At 45.4% G+C, this 20,773-nt stretch carries 13 protein-coding genes; 7 read left to right on the plus strand and 6 right to left on the minus strand.

All coding sequences use genetic code 11. The features are described 5' to 3' along the window. Positions 1 to 8: 8 nt before the first annotated feature. Entirely contained in the window at positions 9 to 1,478 is a 1,470-nt protein-coding gene (astD, locus tag C6Y39_RS06830) for a succinylglutamate-semialdehyde dehydrogenase (protein ID WP_105930549.1), read from the plus strand. A gap of 135 nt (positions 1,479 to 1,613) precedes the next feature. Further along, a complete protein-coding gene (locus tag C6Y39_RS06835; RefSeq protein ID WP_105930550.1) occupies positions 1,614 to 2,420 on the plus strand; it encodes a DUF1338 domain-containing protein in 807 nt (268 codons plus the stop codon). 117 nt (positions 2,421 to 2,537) lie between these two features. Here C6Y39_RS06835 and C6Y39_RS06840 read toward each other — a convergent pair whose 3' ends face one another. The 3 genes from C6Y39_RS06840 to parC form a co-directional block, all read right to left on the minus strand. Then, complete coding sequence (locus C6Y39_RS06840) at positions 2,538 to 4,706, minus strand: putative bifunctional diguanylate cyclase/phosphodiesterase (RefSeq protein ID WP_105930551.1); 2,169 nt, start codon at positions 4,704 to 4,706, stop codon at positions 2,538 to 2,540. Positions 4,707 to 4,717: 11 nt separating this feature from the next. Continuing rightward, complete coding sequence (locus C6Y39_RS06845) at positions 4,718 to 5,254, minus strand: heme NO-binding domain-containing protein (RefSeq protein ID WP_105930552.1); 537 nt, start codon at positions 5,252 to 5,254, stop codon at positions 4,718 to 4,720. Positions 5,255 to 5,317: 63 nt separating this feature from the next. Further along, positions 5,318 to 7,603: a DNA topoisomerase IV subunit A gene (gene parC, locus C6Y39_RS06850; RefSeq protein ID WP_105930553.1), complete on the minus strand. Its 2,286-nt coding sequence runs from the start codon at positions 7,601 to 7,603 to the stop codon at positions 5,318 to 5,320. Between the two features lie 306 nt (positions 7,604 to 7,909). Here parC and C6Y39_RS06855 point away from each other — a divergent pair, with 306 nt between their 5' ends. Next, a complete protein-coding gene (locus tag C6Y39_RS06855) occupies positions 7,910 to 11,029 on the plus strand; it encodes a hybrid sensor histidine kinase/response regulator (protein WP_105930554.1) in 3,120 nt (1,039 codons plus the stop codon). 4 nt (positions 11,030 to 11,033) lie between these two features. Here C6Y39_RS06855 and C6Y39_RS06860 read toward each other — a convergent pair whose 3' ends face one another. The 3 genes from C6Y39_RS06860 to C6Y39_RS06870 all read right to left on the minus strand — a co-directional run bounded on the left by C6Y39_RS06860 (position 11,034) and on the right by C6Y39_RS06870 (position 16,182). Next, complete coding sequence (locus tag C6Y39_RS06860; protein WP_105930555.1) at positions 11,034 to 11,729, minus strand: DUF2982 domain-containing protein; 696 nt, start codon at positions 11,727 to 11,729, stop codon at positions 11,034 to 11,036. Between the two features lie 164 nt (positions 11,730 to 11,893). After that, complete coding sequence (locus tag C6Y39_RS06865) at positions 11,894 to 15,040, minus strand: efflux RND transporter permease subunit (RefSeq protein WP_105930556.1); 3,147 nt, start codon at positions 15,038 to 15,040, stop codon at positions 11,894 to 11,896. After that, complete coding sequence (locus C6Y39_RS06870) at positions 15,040 to 16,182, minus strand: efflux RND transporter periplasmic adaptor subunit (protein ID WP_105930557.1); 1,143 nt, start codon at positions 16,180 to 16,182, stop codon at positions 15,040 to 15,042. Before C6Y39_RS06870 ends, C6Y39_RS06865 begins: the two co-directional genes overlap by 1 nt. A gap of 122 nt (positions 16,183 to 16,304) precedes the next feature. Here C6Y39_RS06870 and C6Y39_RS06875 point away from each other — a divergent pair, with 122 nt between their 5' ends. The 4 genes from C6Y39_RS06875 to C6Y39_RS06890 all read left to right on the plus strand — a co-directional run bounded on the left by C6Y39_RS06875 (position 16,305) and on the right by C6Y39_RS06890 (position 20,746). Further along, positions 16,305 to 16,946 (plus strand): TetR/AcrR family transcriptional regulator, encoded by a 642-nt coding sequence (locus C6Y39_RS06875; protein ID WP_105930558.1) that lies wholly within the window; start codon positions 16,305 to 16,307, stop codon positions 16,944 to 16,946. 250 nt (positions 16,947 to 17,196) lie between these two features. Beyond that, a complete protein-coding gene (locus C6Y39_RS06880; protein WP_105930597.1) occupies positions 17,197 to 18,210 on the plus strand; it encodes an aspartate carbamoyltransferase in 1,014 nt (337 codons plus the stop codon). A gap of 4 nt (positions 18,211 to 18,214) precedes the next feature. Then, positions 18,215 to 19,495 (plus strand): glutamate-1-semialdehyde 2,1-aminomutase, encoded by a 1,281-nt coding sequence (gene hemL, locus C6Y39_RS06885; RefSeq protein WP_105930559.1) that lies wholly within the window; start codon positions 18,215 to 18,217, stop codon positions 19,493 to 19,495. A gap of 174 nt (positions 19,496 to 19,669) precedes the next feature. Continuing rightward, positions 19,670 to 20,746: an adenylate/guanylate cyclase domain-containing protein gene (locus C6Y39_RS06890; RefSeq protein ID WP_105930560.1), complete on the plus strand. Its 1,077-nt coding sequence runs from the start codon at positions 19,670 to 19,672 to the stop codon at positions 20,744 to 20,746. Positions 20,747 to 20,773: the final 27 nt, after the last annotated feature.

Raw genomic sequence — 20,773 nt, forward strand, 5'->3', positions numbered from 1 at the left:
CACCCACTATGCTACATACACATTTTATCAACGGTGAATGGGTTGCCGGACAAGGTCACGACTTAGCGTCAATTGACCCTGCAAAAAACGAAGTAATTTGGGAAGGTAAGTCTGCGACTGCCGCTCAAATCGATGATGCGATTAAAGCCGCTCGTGCCGCGCTTGTAGCGTGGAGCATGAAAACCGTAGAAGAGCGCCTTGAAATCATCAAGGTTTACGGCACCAAGCTAGAAGAAGCTAAAGCGCATCTTGCGAAGGTAATGGCAAAAGAAACCGGCAAGCCAGAGTGGGAAACTGCCACTGAAGTGGGTGCCATGATGGGTAAAATTGGCATCTCAGAAAAGGCCTACTTTGAGCGTACTGGAAACGTAGAAAACCCAATGCCCGTAGGTAAAGCATTCATTCGTCACAAGCCTCACGGTGTTGTCGCAGTTTTCGGCCCTTACAATTTCCCGGGGCACCTTCCCAATGGGCACATTGTTCCTGCGCTTATTGCCGGCAATACGGTTGTATTCAAGCCAAGCGATTTGACCCCTATGGTTGCACAAGAGATGGTGAAACTGTGGGATGCAGCAGGTCTTCCGGCAGGCGTACTTAACCTGGTACAAGGTGAGGTTGAAACAGGCAAGGCGTTGGCGTCGCATAACGACATCGATGGCCTTTTCTTTACGGGTAGCTCACGCACGGGAAGAATTTTACACGAGCAGTTTGCTGGCCATCCTGGCAAAATTTTGGCTTTGGAAATGGGCGGCAACAACCCGCTAATCGTAAAAGATGTCGCCGATGTAGATGCAGCGGTTCACGATATTGTTCAATCTGCTTTCATAACATCAGGTCAGCGCTGTACTTGTGCTCGCCGCTTGTTCTTGCCAGCCGACGCGCAAGGTGATGCTATCCTTGCTCGCCTTATTGAGGTTACGAAAAATATCAAAGTTGGCGATTATGATGCTGAAGATCAGCCTTTTATGGGCGCTATGATTTCGAGCAACGCTGCAGCACTTATGGTGAAAGCGCAGCAAGAGCTTGAAAACCTTGGCGGTAAAGTATTGGTTCGCCTTGTGCAACAAGACGAAAACAAAGGCTTCGCGACTCCAGGTATTATCGATGTTACTGACATGCTTGCGTCACTGCCGGATGAAGAACATTTCGGCCCGCTGCTTAAAGTGATCCGCTACAGCGACTTTGATGCTGCCATTGAAGAGGCGAACAACACCAGCTTTGGTTTGTCGGCAGGCCTTTTAGGTGACAATGAAGAAGACTATCGCTACTTCTTTGCCCGTATTCGCGCTGGTATTGTAAACTGGAACAGACCTATAACAGGTGCAAGCAGTGCTGCGCCATTTGGTGGTGTAGGTGACAGCGGCAACCACAGAGCAAGCGCGTTCTATGCGGCGGACTACTGTGCGTACCCTGTTGCATCGGTTGAGCTTGATAAAGTCACCATGCCTGGCAAATTAAGTCCAGGCTTGTCGATGTAATCAATCTTAAACGTTTCGCGAGCGTTTTTTACAATACACGAAAGGCCGATGCTACTTACGTATCGGCCCCTTTAGTACCAACCCTATACGAACTATTCATGTAAAATAGTCGATGACAGAAAGGACCCTACCGCCATGCATAGCAACATTGATACGTTGTTTAGCAACATGTGGGACGATTACGTTAGTATCACGCCCTCTGCACACAAAATTCATGCCCTTCTTGCAGGTGAAGAAAACACCAGCGACATCGTTAACGATCATGTAGCTTTTCGAACTTTTGCTCTTGATAAAACCCGCTTAGATAAGCTTGCTGCACACTTCTTAGCGCTTGGTTACGAAGCGAAAGGCGACTATGACTTTGAAGCGAAGAAGCTGACTGCGAAGCACTTTGAACACCCAGACGATACTAAGCCAAAAGTATTCATTAGCGAGCTGCGCGTAGATGAACTTTCTGAAACCGCACAGCGCATTATTAAAAAGCTAGTGGAGCAAATGCCCGAATCTGTGGTGGAAGCCGATAACTTTTTATATTCAGGCAAGCATTGGGAAGTGTCTAAGTCGGAATATGACACATTACTTAATGAATCTGAATACGCTGCATGGATGGCAGCGTGGGGCTTTCGCGCGAATCATTTTACTGTAAGTGTAAATCACTTGAGCCGTACCGACGAACTTTCAGACGTAAATATGCTGCTAAAAGAAGCAGGCTTTGTGCTTAATACTTCAGGTGGCGAAATTAAAGGTGGCCCAGATGTATTCTTAGCCCAATCGTCAACCATGGCTGATCGTGCCGACGTTGCATTTAGCGACGAAACATTATCGATCCCAAGCTGCTTTTATGAGTTTGCACAACGATATGAAATGCCTGATGGAAAGCTTTACACGGGTTTTGTTGCCGCATCGGCTGATAAAATCTTTGAAAGTACGAATGCTAAATAACGTAAATGCCTAGATAAAAAAAGCCCTTTGCTGGGCTTTTTTTGTATCTGCTGTTCCGGGCTAATGGATGATTTTGAGCTTTGGCCAAAAATAGCTACAAATGCTCTTTACGTTCACTTACCGCTCTGGCTCAGTGGTATGCCTTGCCAGAAATTGATCATAAGGCATGGGTTTATCAAAATAGAATCCCTGCATCAGTTGGACTTCGGCGTGTTCCATAAAAGGAAGATAAGATTCCAGCTCAACTCCCTCAGCTACTATGTCTATCTTGAGGCTTCTCAGCATCGCAACTAACCCCATGAATAGTGCATTTGCTTTACTGTCTTGATGAATACCCTGCACCAGACTTTTATCCACTTTAACCACTTCAAACTGAAAGCTTCGCAAATAGCTAAGCGAAGAAAAGCCGCAGCCAAAATCATCGAGGGAAAGCCTGAAGCCGTAGTCACGTAAACGGTTTAATGCTCTCAGTGCTTTTTTTTCATCTTTTACAAAAACGGACTCTGTGAGCTCCAACTCAATATATTCGGGGGATACGTGATTGTTTTCACAGATAGACGCCGCTTGTTCTGGAAATAGCGGGTCGAGCATCTGATTAGCACTAATGTTGACCGACAGCGGAATGGCGTCTCCCTGTTGAGATTCCATGATCGAAATATAATCGCAGGCCGCATCAAGAGCTTGCAAGCCTATTGCGCTATCTAGTTTGTGCTCTTCAGCAATAGGAATGAAAATGGCGGGCGATACCACACCATGTAGACCAGATATCCATCGGCATAGCACTTCCCCACCTTTCAGTTCACCTCGAAGATCATATTTCCCCTGGATATAGAAATCTAACAGGTGGTTTTCTACAGTTCTGCGCAAATCATTCACCATACTTACTTGTTGGGTCATACTTTCATATAGCCCTACTTCATAAATGAATGCCTGCCCTTTACCAAGCTCTTTGGCCCTGTACATGGCGGCATCTGCACACTGTAGAAGGCTCTCTATATTGTCGCTATGTTCTGGGAACTCAGCTATACCTACACTGGCCGATAGCCTAAGCTTTGAAGATTTTGCTCGTACAAGGTTCTCTTCAATTTTCTGAATAAGCTGCGTAGATTTATCTGCCACGTCTTTAACTGTTTGGCCAGGCAGCACTGCGATAAACTCGTCGCCACCCCACCGGCCGACATTGCCACTTTTGTCGAATATACCAGTCAATAATGTGCCGACGCGCTTTAGTTCGATGTCGCCTTGATCATGTCCCGCCGTATCGTTAATCGCCTTAAAACCATCTAAGTCGATAAAAGCTAGTACAAATTGCTGCTTATTTTTAACCAGCGTTGAAATAAACTCTCGTAGGGAGTTTCTATTTGAAAGACCCGTTAATTCATCACTAAGGGCCAGCTGACGCAGCTTCGCCTCATTGCGCTTCCTATCCGTGATATCCCGCATTGTCGCTATCAAATAAGATGACGTTTGCTGGTACGTTTCAAACAAAGCTATCGAAATATCGACGCTTTTAACCTGCTCACCTTTTGCTTTTATTGAAGATTCAAAGCGTAGTTGTTTGTTTATTCCCAGCAGTTCTCTGTTCACTTTCTCGGAAATGAATATCCGATTAAAGTCCATTCCAATGCACTGTTCTTTTACCGATGCGCCCATTAATTGAATAAATGCATCGTTGCACTCTGTGATAACAAGTTCTGGCGATAGGACGAGCATAGGCTCTCTTGAGCTCGCAAAGGCCGACGCCATCAGATGAAAGGAATGTTCAGCCTTACGCTGAGAGGTGATATCTTTGGTGGTACCTACGATATGCAAGGCCTCACCATTTTGACCCCGTTTGAGTACACGCCCTCTCAACCGCACCCACTGATATTCACGCTCTAGCTTTAATCGAAAGGAAAATTCAATGCGATCGCGGTTTCCGTGTAGCGCCATGGTCCAGTGAAATTGAAGACCATCGAGGTCATCCTCATGCACGCGCTCCATCATATGAATTAAGGTTCCAGACCACGTTATCTCATTCTCACTATGCAGTGAGAATGAACGAATTTCCATTATGTCTGTGTTGGCTTTCCAGCTCCAAAACGATTCTTGAGACGCCCATAACGCTAATTCTAAATCCTTTTGAACAGCTTGGCTTTCTTTGAGAGTTTCATAGAGGCTTTGAGTTTTTTCTCGTAATAGTTGCTCCGCCTGTTCTCTAGAATTGCGCTCACGCTTTAACCGCCGTTCTAAAATTGCAGTACGGTCTTTCTGCTTAACAGAATCGTGCGAAGTGTCATGCGCCATTACGCCTCCAGCTAAACGATAGAGATACTAAACTCGTATGTGTGAGGAATATCGAGCTGGTGGGTTTCTCTTTCTAATTGGCAGTTATAATACTCTGCTGCAGCGTCCATCAAACCCTCAGCTAGCGGATATAGCTCTCTTTCGGAGTAATACTGTAAGCGCATGGTCGTGTCTGTGCGAGAAAGCACTTTAAATCGCGGTAAGTCGGCATCGGGATAAAGTTTTTTAACCTGAACATGAATATCGCTATCTAAATGCTCTAACATTTGCAATATATCAGTGGTGTTTGCAAGCACATCTCCATGCACTGCACCAAGCTTCCCGAACAGATAATAGCCAAAATCATATAGCAATTCGTTGGCCGATTTACCCGTTTTTTCTACCAGCACACCTACCAAACGCTCCATTTGTTCAAATGGGTAATAGCCAACAGCGGTATAAGCACCGTCATTTTCTAATTCAGCCTCCATGATAACGTCGTCTGCGAAATCAGGAGACACTTTCTCCTCTAGCATATCGATAAACGACGTAAAAACTATTCCTAGCATAAAAAATCCTCAGCAAATCCTATAGTGAGTCTAGTTCAACCAGGCTTAAGAACAAACTAAACTTCATGACAAATCTTCGGATGTCTCATCCTTATTTGGCAAAACTACTTCAACAGAGTCTACCCGTTGGAGCCCTCGTGGAAGCTTGTTACCGCGCCGGCCTCTTTCACCGTGATAATGCGCTAAGTCAGCCGCGCTGAGCGTCATATTACGTTTTCCTGCACCAACCTTAATGGCAGCACCATCAGGAACAACTGCAAGCACTTTCACATACTCCTCACGAGACTGGGATTTAGCTGAAGGAATATTAATTAGCTTATTTCCCTTACCTTTACCCAAGCTTGGCAAGTCGCGCAGCGGGAACATCAACATACGCCCTTCGTTAGAAATACTTAAGCACCAATCTGAGTCAGGGTTAGTAACAGGCATTGGCTTCATTACTTTCGCCGCAGTAGGTAACGACAAGTAGGCTTTACCCGCTTTATTTTTACTTACCATGTCTTTAAAGGTACCAACAAAGCCATAGCCTGCATCAGAGCCAACCAAAAACTTACTTTCGTCCTGAGCCATGATGACATGCTGAAACGATTCTCCACCCACAATACTAAAACGGCCTGTTAGTGGCTCGCCCTGACTTCTAGCAGAAGGGAGTCCATGAGCATCGCAAGAGAAAGTACGACCCGAGCTATCCATAAAGACCGCGGGCTGATTGCTCTTTCCCTCTGCACTTGATAGATAACCATCACCAGCTTTATAACTGAGACCTTCTGCATCAACATCGTGGCCCTTCGCGCATCGTGCCCAGCCTTTTTCTGAAAGCACGACTGTTACTGACTCGGCAGGAACCAACTCTTTTTCAGACAGTGCTTTAGCCTCACCACGTTCAACGATAGGTGAACGCCTGTCATCGCCATACTTTTCGGCATCAGCAAGAATTTCTTTTTTGATGAGAGTTTTAAGACGGCGATCTGACCCCAACAGCTGCTGAAGCTTGTCCCGTTCTTCGGCAAGCTCGTCCTGCTCGCCTTTAATTTTCATTTCTTCTAGCTTCGCTAAATGCCTTAGCTTAAGTTCTAAAATGGCTTCTGCTTGCTTGTCGCTCAACCCGAATCTCGACATCAATTCCGGCTTAGGTTTGTCATAAGTTCGAATAATTTCGATAACTTCATCGATATTTAGAAATGCGATGAGTAAACCTTCTAGAATATGAAGGCGCGCCAGTACTTTATCGAGTCGATATTGCAAGCGACGAGTGACCGTATCTTTCCGGTATTGCAACCACTCAGATAATATAGTGCGCAGGTCTTTAACCTGAGGACGGCCGTCTAGCCCAATCATGTTTAAGTTAACGCGATAATTTTTTTCAAGATCAGTGGTCGCAAACAAGTGCTGCATCAACTGAGTCACATCAATGCGATTTGAACGTGGCGTAATGACTAATCGCGTTGGGTTTTCGTGGTCAGATTCATCGCGAAGGTCACTTACCATCGGCAGCTTTTTAGCCTGCATTTGCGCTGCAATTTGCTCCAGAATTTTTGCACCAGACGCTTGGTGTGGCAGCGCTGTAATCACTACATCACCATTTTCTTCTGTATATACCGCTCGCATTTTGATGGAGCCTCGCCCCGTCTCATACAGCTTTTGAATATCAGACTTTGGCGTAATGATTTCCGCTTCCGTCGGATAATCTGGCCCATTCACGTGCTCTAACACATCGCTCAATTCGGCTTTACTATTATCCAACAGCATAGCGCAGGCATTGGCCAACTCTCTTACATTGTGAGGCGGAATATCAGTGGCCATCCCCACCGCGATTCCGGTAACGCCATTAAGTAAGATGTGCGGCAAGCGCGCTGGAAGCACACTCGGCTCTTCGAGTGTTCCATCGAAGTTTGGCACCCAATCCACTGTGCCTTGGCCCAGCTCATTGAGCAGGACTTCTGCGAAACGAGAGAGCTTAGCTTCGGTATAACGCATGGCAGCAAAGGATTTAGGATCATCTGGCGCTCCCCAGTTTCCTTGCCCGTCAACCAGCGGATAGCGGTAAGAAAACGGCTGCGCCATAAGTACCATTGCTTCATAACACGCTGAGTCGCCGTGAGGATGAAACTTACCTAAAACATCCCCCACGGTTCTGGCTGACTTTTTATATTTGGCGTTAGCGCTTAGCCCTAAGTCAGACATTGCGTAAATAATACGACGCTGAACTGGCTTTAAGCCGTCAGAAATGTGCGGCAATGCGCGGTCCATGATGACGTACATGGAATAGTTAAGATAAGCGTCTTCGGTGAAACGTCGAAGAGGAAGTTGCTCTACCCCATCGCGATTAATAATGATCTCGTCACTCATGATAATTTTTTCGTTTTGTTATTAATACCAATTCGCTCGTGATAGTACGGCAGTCGTTGTCGGATATTAGCGCACGACTTAAAAGAATCACGTGAACGTTACAAGCTATTGTGGGGTAAACCGCTATTGTGTGCAATCTTTGAAAACCATTGCGGTATGTTTGTTTGGCGATTTAACGTCCTAAGCGTTTGTTTTGTTATTCTTCAAAGACAGTGGTTAAATAGAGCAGATTGAATACTACCGCTTATTATTCAGTTGCGATTAAAACAGTAGACCTTACCTAAACAATAAAAAGTACAGATATATATGGCTATCTTTCGCGTATTCTTTTTTCTATTTTGTCTTTTGGGCAGCTGCCTAGGGTCGAATGCCCAGGCTCAGCATATCGAACAGCTTTTCGATGAAAAGAGTACGCTAGATTTATCTGATTCTTTATTTTATCTATTTGAAACCGATTACCAACTGACCATAAGTGATGTATCAAGAAGGCGAAATGACTTTCTAATGCATCCTCATCACAATCCAAATTTTGGTTTTCGCAATAACGGCATGTGGCTGCTAACCAGTGTCGCTAATGTTTCTAACGAGACGAATTGGGTCTTTTCGATAAACTTTAGCCAGCTTGATAACGTCGATTTTTACTTGGTGCAAAACGGCAAGGTGTTGGCACAGAGTCATCAAGGTAAAGCACAGAAAGAGCAAAAGTTTCGCGTACCCACCTTTCGTGTAGAACTGCTTGATAGCAAGCCCGCTGATCTCTATATACGCATAGAAAGCCAGTCATCCAGTCTCATCGCCCCTATTCGCATTCAAGCTGAACCAGTTCACGACCTCGCTTATCAAGTCGATAGTCTGTTGTGGGGCCTCTTTTATGGTGGCTTACTTATTCTCGCTATTTATAATTTAGTGCTGTTTTTTGGCGTAAGAGAAAAAAGTCTTCTCGCCTATGTGGGCTATATTTTTGCGGTCATCTTATGGCAGTTTGTATGGGGCGGTCATACGCAATTATTGTTTATCGAGGGTATCCCGTCATGGATAGTGGGTCACTCAGAGCTTATTTTTGTGATTATTGGTCTTAGCTCGGGCCTATTTACTATCATGTTTTTAGACACCAGGAAAAACTCGCCTACCGCCCACCCTGTGATAAAAGTACTCATGATTGGCCAGGGATTAACTGGCTTTATCTGTTTTGCTGATGTCTTGCCATCAATGTGGAAGAACAATCTGGTTTATGGGCTGGGGCTAGTTGCAATATTAAGTTATATTTACGCGGGTTTCGAAGCGTTCATCAACAAGTTTAAGCCCGCGCGGTACTTTATTTTTGCATGGGGCATGCTGGCTAGCGGCGCAATAATTGGCATGCTTAGCTTGGTTGGTATATTGCCAACTAATGATTTCACCACATACTGTTTCCAGGTAGGCGTCTTTCTTGAAGCAGGGTTATTCTCGTTTGCGCTTATGGAGAAAAGCAGAAGACAGCTTGAAAGCGAAGTAGAACAAGCGACGAATGATTTGCGCAATAACGTTGAACTGATTGAAGAGCAAAATGCGCGATTAGATATCGCCAGAAAAGACGCCATTAAAGCAAGTAATGTGAAATCACAGTTTCTTGCAAACATGAGTCATGAAATTCGTACACCACTTAACGCCATTTTAGGTTTTAGCCGAGAACTAGACAACGCTTCACTGCCAAGCGATCAGCAGGAGCAAGTAAGAATTGTTAGTACCGCCGCTGACAACCTGCTAACCATTGTTAACGACATACTGGATTTTTCAAAGATTGAAGCGGGTAAGCTACAAATAAATAACCAGCCCTTTTCACCCAATAAACTGCTAGAAGAAATGGTCACCATAATGGCTAAATCTTCCCATAGTAAACGCATTGAATTCGTTTTCGATTTAAACCCCTTGCCTGAAAAGTTAATCGGCGACGTGTTTCGCATAAAGCAAGTGCTGAACAATCTTCTTAGCAATGCTTTAAAATTTACATCTAGCGGCACTATCACACTAGCAGTGAGCGGGCGCTCCCTATCTCACGGTATTCATGAAGTGAATATAACGGTGGAAGATACGGGAATTGGTATCAGCCGGCATGACAGGAAAAAATTGTTTAACGCGTTTTCTCAGGTAGACGATGCGCTTAATCGCAACTATCAAGGGACAGGGTTGGGGCTCGTCATTAGCCGAGAATTGGTGCGATTAATGAACGGTGATTTATCGCTTAAAAGTGTCGTTGGCCAAGGCTCGACCTTTAACGTGTCGTTGAGGATGAACCAGTTAAGCCAAAAATTTTCACTTTCACCTTCAGAAGAGTGGGCGGGCAAGAGCGTGGTCATTTTCGACCCGGTTCCAACAACCCGACGTGCAAGCGTAAAAATTATGGCAACACTTGGCGCGGCCGTTACCTCTGTTGAATCCTTAGCGTACCTTTCTACACTTACAGAACAGGTTGATTTCTTTATGGCGACAGTACCTGTAAGTAAAATGGCGGAGCGAGACACGTTTCTTAGCCAATTTGTTCAGTTTCCTGCCAAAAAACGTATTCTCTGGTATTCAGGCCCAGAACCATTTGCACAATATCCAAGCTTATCTCAGCACTTCCATTCTCAAATACGTATGCCGATGACGCTCACTAAGCTCGACAGCTTAGTGCACAATCAAATGAAGCCGGTGAAAAATGCAATACACGAAAAAATAGCAAGCCTGCCAAAAATCAAAGTGTTAGCGGTCGATGATATGGAAATGAACCTTAAGCTATTACATACTTGGCTTGATCAATCTCCGGTCAATTTGGTAACCACAATTAGCGGTCAGGATGCCGTTAATCAATGCCAAACCCAAGAGTTTGACCTAATCCTAATGGACGTGCAGATGCCGGGCATGGACGGCTTACAAGCGACCCGAGAAATCCGTAAATCACCATTGAACATGGGCACGCCAATTGTGGCGGTTACCGCTCACGCGTTTAAAGAAGAACAGGAGCGACTGCTCGCGTCAGGAATGGACGACTATCTGCCTAAACCCATAGAAGTTGAACAACTTATTAATTTGATTAAGTCGTGGTGTATTAATATAGAGCCAGGAGAGATAGCGCTCCCGTCTATAGATTGGCAGCTTGCACTGAAACGGGCTAATCAAAATCAAGATACGGCAGAAGAAATGCTTCAAAGTTTCGTTGACTTGCTGCCAGAAACAATTGAGCTTCTCACTACACTTTGGGAATTAAAAGACTATAACGAACTCAAATCTGAGGTGCATAAGCTGCATGGCGCATGTTGTTACACTGGCCTACCGAGATTTCAGCATTTGGCCAACGAGACAGAAAGCGCCCTTAAATTAGGTCAACACGAGTTAGTTAAAGAGCACTTACCCGCGCTTATCGAAGAAGCAAAGAAAGTGGTAAAAGAGAGTGAGCATAAGAAATAACTACTCACTGAGCCTCGTCTATTTGTCGAGCTCGTTGGCATCGCGCGATAAGAGCAGCAAACTCACTGGCGTCACGATCTAACTCTGAACTCGCTATAAAAATGTCATAGCCAAGTCGTTTCCTCAGCTCTACCATGCGGTGAGCTAACATTGCTTTAATGCCTTTTATGACGGTGCCATCTTCCATTACATACTGCTTGTCGTCGAACATTGATTGCTCATAGCAGCTCCCTGATGCGCAATTCCCATCTGTGTTTTGCATCAGAAGCGGACGCTGCTCCATCAATAAATGTGTGGCAAGTCGTGGCGAAATAGTGTGTAGAAAGTCGGTGTAACTTTTAAGTTTAAACCCTACTGTTTCAAGAGGAACATGGTCCAGACCATGACGTACACGCGGACAATCTGCTCGCTGAAGATTATCCCAGTGTATACGCCAGCTTCCTAATCGATGACGATAGGTAATAAAGTCTTTGGCTATCTCCAGGCTAAAGTCTGGCTCACGAATTTTAAAATAACCCACCAACAAGCAAACTAATGCGGCGCTGGTTAGAAAAATGCCGGCTAAAAAAAGCCAGTCTGGTAAAAACACCAACCACAAAGCAGACACTATTAGCCCAACGCACCCCATAATCAAGCTAGTAATGCCATTACTTTTTGACGCAGCTCGAATAAAAATAGGTTCAACATTAGTGCCAGACATAAAGATACACCACCAACATAATTAGGGCCCAAACAATATAGAGTCGCGTGCGTTTGCACTTAACGCAGTCAGTATGCCACCAGCGCAGTAATGGGTTTGTTTTTCGCATACGCTAACTAGCTCAATTAATACGTTTATTAAAAGGGGATAGTTTACCCTTAAAATTATGCCATGGCGTGATTTCTATATCGATATCGCTGAAAAGCAGCCACTAACGTGGGCGTAAATACCAACGACAATATAACTGAGAACCCCACCCCTCCAGCTAAAACAACGGCCAGCGGAGGCCAAAAGCTTCCTTCACTAAAGAGTAAAAGAGGTATCAAGCCCCCAACAGTAGTGAAGGTTGTTGATAGGATGTGGCGGCTACAGCTCATGGTTTCTTCAACAATGGCTTTGGTGTCGCCTTGTTTTGCTTTGGGATTCGCGTTGATTGCGGCAATGACAACAATTGAGCCGTTAATAGCTACACCAATAAGACCGGCACAGCCCAGTAAAGGGTTAAAGCCCACCGGCAATCCGGATATCCATAAACTGAACATGCCCAGCCCTACCGAAAGAATAGCGACAAGACCAATAACGCCAGCCATGCGTAAGCTGGTAAAAGTTAGAATTAGCGTTGTCACCATCAAGACTAAAAGTACAGGCGCATAAGTGGCCAGTTGTCCTAACGCCTGCTGCTGTTCATCAGCATCACCCGCTAAGTGAATGCGATAACCTTCGGGTAAAATCAAACGGGATTCCAGTAAGTCTCTTAAGTGATTACTTGCATCTATGGGGGGGACGCCTGGCAGTAGGAAAGCCTGGATCCGGTTAAGTCGTTCACCGCCCACTCGCGTAATACTGCTCGTTGCAGGCTCAAGTGTTAAGTTGGTCACCGCTGCAAGTGGCGACCAAGAAATAGCATTATCACCTGCTACAGGAATAGGCATGGCGTCCACACCTGTTACATTTTGCCTGAAGGCTTCATCTAACCTGACGCGAACCGGAATCTCCTCTGTGCTTTCTAGCACCGAGCCGCCCGTTATACCGGAAAAGTTAATTTGCATTTGATTAGCTAATTCTGAAAGGGTCAAACCTAAATAGGATAAGCTGTCACTGTCTGCGTTAATCTTTAACTCAGGCTCTCCCATAGAGATACTGGTGATTGACTGCGATATGCCATCTACTTCAGACATTAACATACGCACTTGATCGCCAAGCTCGTTCAAGATATTTAAATCTGGACCGAAAATCTCGACTTCGACGGGTGCCGCAATTGGCGGGCCCTGTCCGAATGCCCGCACTACTATCTGAACTTCTGGATAACTGATATCGAGCTTTCGCTGGAGTTTACCAACAAGAGAGGCCGCATTTTCTACGGTAGCGGTGGATACTACCGCATTGGCAAAGTAAGGCATGTTGTCTCGGGTCATCATTTGATTGTAATACACCGAGGGGGCAGAGCCTCCTACAAGCCAACTCACTTGCTCAACCCCTTCTTCACTGCGTATCGCACTATCAATTTTCCGCACATATTCGGTCGTGTTGTCGATACTGCTCCCTTCCTTTGTCCATAAATAGACCTCGAACTGATCTCTATCTGCGCTTGGGAAGAACACGTTAGCAAGTGTGGTAGATAGGACGAAGCCTGATAAGCAAAGCAGAGCGATAACAGGCAATACAAGAATAGGCTGTTTAATCCATCGTCCTAATTGCTTTTTAAACGCAAGACTGAGCTCTGGCGCTTGAAGACCAACTTTCCACCATGATTGTGACCCTATGCTTTGTCGTGAAGTCCCGTCGTTTTTCGGCAAAAAGCGAGCGGCTAAAGCCGCTATTATGGTTAACGAAATAAACAGTGAACCAATGAGCGCCATGACCACGCTTATCGCAATAGGCCCTACAAAATCACCGATGTTTCCGTTTAGCAAAAAGATTGGCATAAAGCCTAAGATGGTTGTCAGCGTTGATGCCAAAAGCGGTGCAAATAAGTGAGAAACACTCTTTGCCATCGCGCCCACCCGCGTTAAGTCTGGATCCTGAAGGTTGATTCGAATTTCATCGGTAATTACGATTGCATTGTCTATGAGTAGGCCAATGGCGATGATCATGCCAAAGATAGACATTTGATGAATTTGCTCGTTATAGAAACTCAACGAAAAAAGGGCAAAAGCAGCACACAAAGGTAACGCTAAACCAACTATCCACGCTGCGCGAAACCCCATAAACAGCAATATAACCATCATAACCACGGCGCAACCCATTAAAAGGTTTGTGGATAAATCGGCAAGCCGTGTAGTGGTATACTCATTCTGTTCAAACGCAATCGTTGCCGTCAGCGTGCCGCTAAAGTCTTGGTTGAATTGCTCCACTACCTTAAGGGCGTTTTTTGTCCAAACATCGGAACGAAGGGATGGCTGCATGCGAGCGGCTACAAAAATAGACTCTTCGCCATTTAAATACGCCACTTCAGTTCGAGGGGTTGTGAAACTCCTTTCTACCGTTGCTACGTCTTCAACCCGCAAATAGCGCCCCTCGATATTTACGAGCGGAATGGAAGCAATCATGTTGACACCGTTAAGGCCTTCGCCGACCGTAAAACGCAGGTTGCTTTGTTTTGAATTCAGCATACCTGCAGGTAGTTTGGGATCCGCCCGACTAATCAGATGACTCACTTGCTGCAGATTAAGGCCCGTTGCCGCCAGTTTAACGGGGTCAATATTAACGCTTATCTCTTCCTGCGGTGCACCGTAAACCCGCACTAATTCAGTACCATTTACGTTTCGCAATCTGTCGGTTAATTCCTGGGCCAAGCGCGCGGTAAGGGTCATAGGGGTGTTTTCGAAATGGTCGGCACGAACAGAGAGCAACAAAGTAAACGCAGTAGCGCCCCGTTTTTCGTCGAAAATTGGCGCCATTGCACCTTCAGGAAACAGCTCTGCTGCCGCGCCAATAGCATCGCGTATTTCGCTGAACAGCTGCTCGTTACTGGTGTTATCAATCCAATCTTGTGTCTCAATTAGAATAATAGAGATTCCGGCACGCGATGTAGACTTAACTTCTTTGATCTCAAAAATTTCTCTTAGCCTGTCTTCGAGTACATCGCTTACTAACGCTTCAACCCGTTCAGCAGATGCGCCTGGGTACTGCGTAATAATTAAGGCGTTGCGCGTATCTATTCGGGGGTCTTCTATTCGAGGCAGTGAACCTAAAGCGGAAAGGCCAGCGGTGATCAGAATAAGCAGACTTAATACAAGCAGGTGCCCTCTTCGATAAAAGAGTGTATACCAAGGGTACGGCTTATCGTTATCAAAATTGAACGTCTTCACTAGCGCGCTCCGGCTTGATGTTGACTGGGCACTGATACCATTTGCCCAGGGGCCAATTTATGGGTGCCTTCACTCACATACATTTCACCGTCTTTAAGTGCACCACGAACAAATGCTTTGTTTCCGTCGGTATATACCACCTCAACAACTCGAGCCTCAAGCTGGGCGTTCTGCTGATTGGTTAGCACAAATACGCGCCACAACCCACGTAAACCGTTACTTAACGCATTAACAGGGAGCCAAGCTCCGGTCTCAGTATGAGAACGAAAGCCAGATAAAATAGCCATATCGCCCGGTCGGACACGTTCATTACTGTTCAATGTAACAAGAATATCAATGGTACGGGTTTGAACATTACGAACAGGAAGGCGCTGAGTGACGGTGCCTGCTACGTTTATGTCGCCGACTTTTACAAGAACAGGTTCGTTTATATCGAACTGCTCGACCACGTCAGCGGGTACAGCAAAACGAGCTTGGTAGTTGTCTATACTTGTAATGCCAAAAACTGGGCTGCCTGCACTCACTACACTCCCTTCATCGAAAAAGCGACGATTTACAACGCCTTCAAACGGAGCAATTAGCGTAGCTTTTTCTATTTCCACATCTAGGGAATTAAGTGCAGCCTTAATTTCGCTCACCTGCGCTTTTGCCACATTCAAGCTTGCTTTTGCTTCATCAAGACGTTGTGCAGACTCAAGTTTTTTCTCAACTAAGGAAATAGTGCGTTCGTTATTCACTTTAGCAAGTGCCAGATCAGCATTAGCTCGTTCAAGTGAAGCCTGAAGCTCTCGCTGTCTTGCGCTCAGTCTTTTAACGTCTTGATAGGCAAGTTTATCGCCTTGGCGAACCACGTCCCCTTCCTCAACAAGAAGGGTTGTGACCTGTCCTGCCACATCAAAAGAAAGTGTGGTGGCCTTTGGCGATTCAATGAGACCAAAAACATTGACTGGCGTTTCGAAGCCCGACTGTATGCTAATAGTTCCTGTAGACACTGCAACGGGGAGTCTTGCCTCTGGGCTTTGCGTCGCATTGCCGAGGCCTGCTGTTGTTAACAGAATGATTAAAGCCGCGGTAAAACCAACGATGGAAATAATAAGCGTGAGTTTGCCACTTTTTGTTGAGGCCGACGCTGAAGCTGTCATAACGAGTCCCTTTACCGTTCTAGAGCGCACCCTAGGCTATATTTGCATACTTATTGTGCTATGCTAGTATATAAATACTAGACCGTCCAGTTTGATATATCTATTTTTAAGCGAGTGTTCATTTGGCTACTACAAAAAAACAAGGCCGTCCAAAAAGCGAAGAGAAATATCACTTGATTTTGCACGCGGCGTCTTGTCTCTTTCTAAAAGAAGGGTTTGCTAATACGTCAATGGACACTGTGGCAAAAGCATCAGGTGTGTCTAAACAAACCGTCTATTCACACTTTGATAGTAAAGATGCACTGTTCAAGGCAGCAATCACGTCAAAATGTCGTTCATATCAACTTGATACTCAGCAACTTGTTAGCTCAACGGCGCACGCGCTTTCACTCACTGATTGTTTAATCAAAGTTGGTAGCCAGTTTATGCGCTTGTTACAAGACCCTGAAGCCATCGCCATTTTTCGGGTTATTATTGCAGAGGCTGTGCATAGCCCTCATGTGGCAACACTGTTTTACCAAGCTGGTCCCGAAGCGTCACTCGAAACCTTAAGCAATGTCATTGAAAAATTTGGCGAAGGCAACTTAGACCGACACATAGCGCAGCAACTCGCGGTAGATTACTGTGCACTGCTGAAAGGTGAGTTTCATACTATGATGCTTTGTGGCATACAGTCACCACTTTCAGATATAGAAATTGATGCACATGTGAGGCGCGCTGCCGAAAAGATACTGTTACTCTTTACCCATTACTCACGAAGGTAAACCCAGCCTTTAATAAACCCACATATTCAGCCGACACAAGCCCGAACGCTAAGGTGGTTACCGCTGCAAAATATCACTACATAGATTGCTTTGCGGTTTAGAAGAATTGCCGCAAGCGCGCTTACCAGAAAAAGCGTCGCTACCATCCGGTAACCTTACAAAAACGTAGTGCAAAGTTCGTCTTGTTCTAATGACTTAAATGAAGCGGTATTATACACTAGCGCCGTTTTCGTTGATGATTGAGAAGCGTATGTCTGACTTTACCGGTAACCACATTCTTTCGGTTAATCAATTCGAGCGCGAGGCTATCGAGAAAGTATTCTCCGTCGCCAACTCCATGAAGCCCTATGCTAGGCGCCAGAAGCGAACCACGGTGCTTGATGGTGCTATTCTCGGTAATTTGTTTTTTGAGCCAAGTACCCGTACACGAGTCAGCTTTGGCACTGCCTTTAACCTTCTCGGTGGCGAAGTAAGAGAAACCACGGGAATGTCTAGCTCAGCACTTGCCAAAGGTGAGTCCTTATACGACACAGCACGTGTGTTAAGTGGGTATTCAGACATAATTGCGATGCGTCACCCCGCGGCGGGATCTGTTGCCGAGTTTGCAGAGGGAAGCCGAGTTCCGGTAATAAACGGTGGCGACGGTGCAAACGAGCACCCAACGCAAGCATTGCTCGACCTGTTCACTATCAAAAGCGAACTTGAATACAATGGCCAAGGTATTGATGGGCTTCACATCGCGATGATTGGTGATTTACGCTACGGACGAACCGTGCATTCCCTGTCACGCCTTCTTTGTTTGTTTAAAAACATTCGATTTACGCTGATCTCGCCCAAAGAATTAGCCATGCCACAGCCCATTATTGATGCGATAGAAAACGCGGGCCATCAGCTTACTATTACTGAAACCCTCGAAGGCAATATGGATGCGGATATCTGCTATCAAACTCGCATTCAAGAAGAACGCTTCCCATCACAAGAAGAAGCCAATAAGTATCGTGGTAAATTCAGACTCAATCAGTCGATTTACACAAAACACTTTCAGTCGAAGACCGTTATCATGCATCCACTTCCAAGAGATTCACGTATGGAAGCCAACGAATTGGATAACGATCTAAACCTTAACCCGAACCTCGCTATTTTCAGACAAACCGATAACGGTGTGTTGGTAAGAATGGCTTTATTCGCGCTAACCCTTGGGGTAGAAAATCTATTAACCAAGTATGAGCGTGATGTGGTTTGGTTCAGCAATAAGAGTAAGTAATTACATGCAAAAATCTGAAGCCCTTTTTACCCGCGCCCAAAAAACCATTCCAGGTGGCGTAAATTCACCAGTTCGCGCTTTTAAAGCGGTTGGCGGAACGCCACGCTTTATTACTAAAGCGGACGGCGCTTATATGTGGGATGCGGATGGAAAGCAATACATCGACTATATTCAGTCTTGGGGGCCGATGGTTCTCGGTCACAATAACGCGAAGATCCGCGAAGCGGTTATTGAGGCCTCGTACAACGGCCTTTCTTTCGGCGCACCAACAGAAGCTGAAGTTATTATGGCTGAGTTGGTAAGCGAAATCGTACCGTCAATGGAAATGGTACGTATGGTGAACTCTGGAACCGAAGCCACCATGTCGGCAATACGTCTTGCCCGTGGCTACACCGGTAGAGATAAAATCGTTAAATTCGAGGGTTGCTACCATGGCCATGCAGACTCATTACTTGTAAAGGCAGGGTCTGGTGCACTAACACTTGGCGTACCTAGTTCGCCTGGTGTACCGGCTAATGTGGCAGAACACACGCTTACTGTCGAATACAATAATATCGAGAGTGTAAAAGAGGTTTTCGAAGCTCACGGTGATGATATTGCATGTATTATCGTAGAGCCGGTTGCAGGTAATATGAACTGCATACCTCCTGTAGAAGGCTTCTTAGAAGGGCTTCGTGCCGTCTGTGACCAGTACGGCAGTGTATTGATTTTCGATGAAGTAATGACGGGCTTTCGCGTATCTCGCGGTGGTGCACAAGAGCGTTATAATGTAAAACCAGATTTAACGTGTCTTGGAAAAGTGATTGGTGGCGGTATGCCTGTGGGTTGCTTTGGTGGCAGACGAGATATTATTACGCATATCGCGCCAACTGGCCCAATATACCAAGCGGGCACCTTATCGGGTAATCCTGTAGCCATGGCTGCAGGCCTTGCTGCATTAACGCAAATTAAAGAGCCCGGCCTCTACGATTCAATTTTTGAAAATACTCAAGCGTTGGTCGACGGATTTCAATCTCTTGCCAACAAACACAATATTAGCCTAACTACTAATATTGCGGGCAGCATGTTTGGGATATTCTTTACTGAGGTTGAGAAAGTTACCAATTACAAGCAAGCGATTAATTGTAATACCGAGCAGTTCAATAAGTTTTATCACGGTATGTTAGAGCAAGGTGTTTATTTAGCCCCCGCTTCTTATGAAGCTGGCTTTGTTTCAAAAGCGCATAATGCTGACGTCATTGAAAAGACACTTGCAGCGGCCGATAAAGTGTTCTCAACTTTATAGGCTGATGTCCATTAATTGCTAATTAACGTTCGGCACTCACATATTTGTAAATGTAATTAAAAGTAATGTGTTAGTGCCGCCATCTCCTTTATACTTTTCTCACACGTATCTGGAAATTCTCTTTGGCTAGATAAATAGCCTTAAAAACAAAGACGTTGAAAGGTGTGATTCACAATGGATTGGCAAACAGGCGCATTGGGCGCGCTCTTCATTTATAGCGCTGTCATTACGATTCTTTACGTTAGGCGTAGTCGACGTCTAAAGTACCGATTTAGAAAGGCTCTCTCACGTCGTGTGGACGTTCACCGCTCTGCATTGAAAACAGAGGACGATGCGCGCTTTCAAGCTGCCGCTGACGAAGCTCTCCGGTTAACTCAAACCTTTCAAAAGTTCGTACCCCGACAATTCGTTGAACACATGGCAAACTCGGATGTGGATTCCCTGGGTCTTGGCTATGCTGCTGAAAACAATGTGGCTATTATGTTTTGCGATATACGCGGCTTCGCAGGCTTTTCTGAGCGTATAACGCCACAGGAGTTAATGAACTTTCTTAACTCTTATTTCACCAGGATGAATGACCCTATTCATCAAAACAATGGTTTTATCGATAAGTTCATGGGTGACGCTATTATGTCGCTTTTTGATCATCCCGGCGGTACGCCTCAGCAGAAAGCGATGGATGCAGTAAATGCAGCCCTGGATTTACGCAAAGCCCTCGTTATATACAACGGCCACAGAAAAAACAGTAATTACGAAGCAATCAATATGGGCATCGGTATCCATTTTGGACCAGTGATTATGGGGACAGTAGGTTCGGAAGACCGGATGGATACTACCGTTATCGGCGATAGTGTAAACATCGCATCAAGACTTGAGGCATTGTGCCCTAAGTATAAAGCAGACATTATTGTTAGCGCCCAAGTACTTAAAACCATCGGCTCAGGATACCCTATCAAAACGCGCTTACTTGACTGGGTAAGAGTAAAAGGACGAAAGACACCCATTGAGATTTATGAAGTGCTTAGCCATCTTTCGCAGGAAGAGCAAGAGCGCAGACTTGCGTCACAAGCTAAAATTGCAGCAGGTGTAGCCTGCCGCATCAATCAGCAGTGGGACGATGCCATTTCTTTCTTTGAAGCGGCTATTGCGATAAGTCCAGATGACCCCCTTGCCCACCATCATTTAGATGTATGTAGGATCTATCAGAATCGGGACCTCGAAGACGATTGGGACGGCGCATTAATTTATTAGTAAGTCGCTGATTTATTGTACCTAACT

The sequence above is a fragment of the Alteromonas gracilis genome (assembly GCF_002993325.1).
Taxonomy (GTDB): Bacteria; Pseudomonadota; Gammaproteobacteria; order Enterobacterales; family Alteromonadaceae; genus Alteromonas; species Alteromonas gracilis.

Bases quoted from the DNA above. Each gene is read 5' to 3' on its own strand.
- astD (WP_105930549.1), top strand. From the start codon at position 9: ATGCTACATACACATTTTATCAACGGTGAATGGGTTGCCGGACAAGGT.
- C6Y39_RS06835 (WP_105930550.1), top strand. From the start codon at position 1,614: ATGCATAGCAACATTGATACGTTGTTTAGCAACATGTGGGACGATTAC.
- C6Y39_RS06840 (WP_105930551.1), bottom strand. From the start codon at position 4,706: ATGGCGCATGACACTTCGCACGATTCTGTTAAGCAGAAAGACCGTACT.
- C6Y39_RS06845 (WP_105930552.1), bottom strand. From the start codon at position 5,254: ATGCTAGGAATAGTTTTTACGTCGTTTATCGATATGCTAGAGGAGAAA.
- parC (WP_105930553.1), bottom strand. From the start codon at position 7,603: ATGAGTGACGAGATCATTATTAATCGCGATGGGGTAGAGCAACTTCCT.
- C6Y39_RS06855 (WP_105930554.1), top strand. From the start codon at position 7,910: ATGGCTATCTTTCGCGTATTCTTTTTTCTATTTTGTCTTTTGGGCAGC.
- C6Y39_RS06860 (WP_105930555.1), bottom strand. From the start codon at position 11,729: ATGTCTGGCACTAATGTTGAACCTATTTTTATTCGAGCTGCGTCAAAA.
- C6Y39_RS06870 (WP_105930557.1), bottom strand. From the start codon at position 16,182: ATGACAGCTTCAGCGTCGGCCTCAACAAAAAGTGGCAAACTCACGCTT.
- C6Y39_RS06880 (WP_105930597.1), top strand. From the start codon at position 17,197: ATGTCTGACTTTACCGGTAACCACATTCTTTCGGTTAATCAATTCGAG.
- hemL (WP_105930559.1), top strand. From the start codon at position 18,215: ATGCAAAAATCTGAAGCCCTTTTTACCCGCGCCCAAAAAACCATTCCA.
- C6Y39_RS06890 (WP_105930560.1), top strand. From the start codon at position 19,670: ATGGATTGGCAAACAGGCGCATTGGGCGCGCTCTTCATTTATAGCGCT.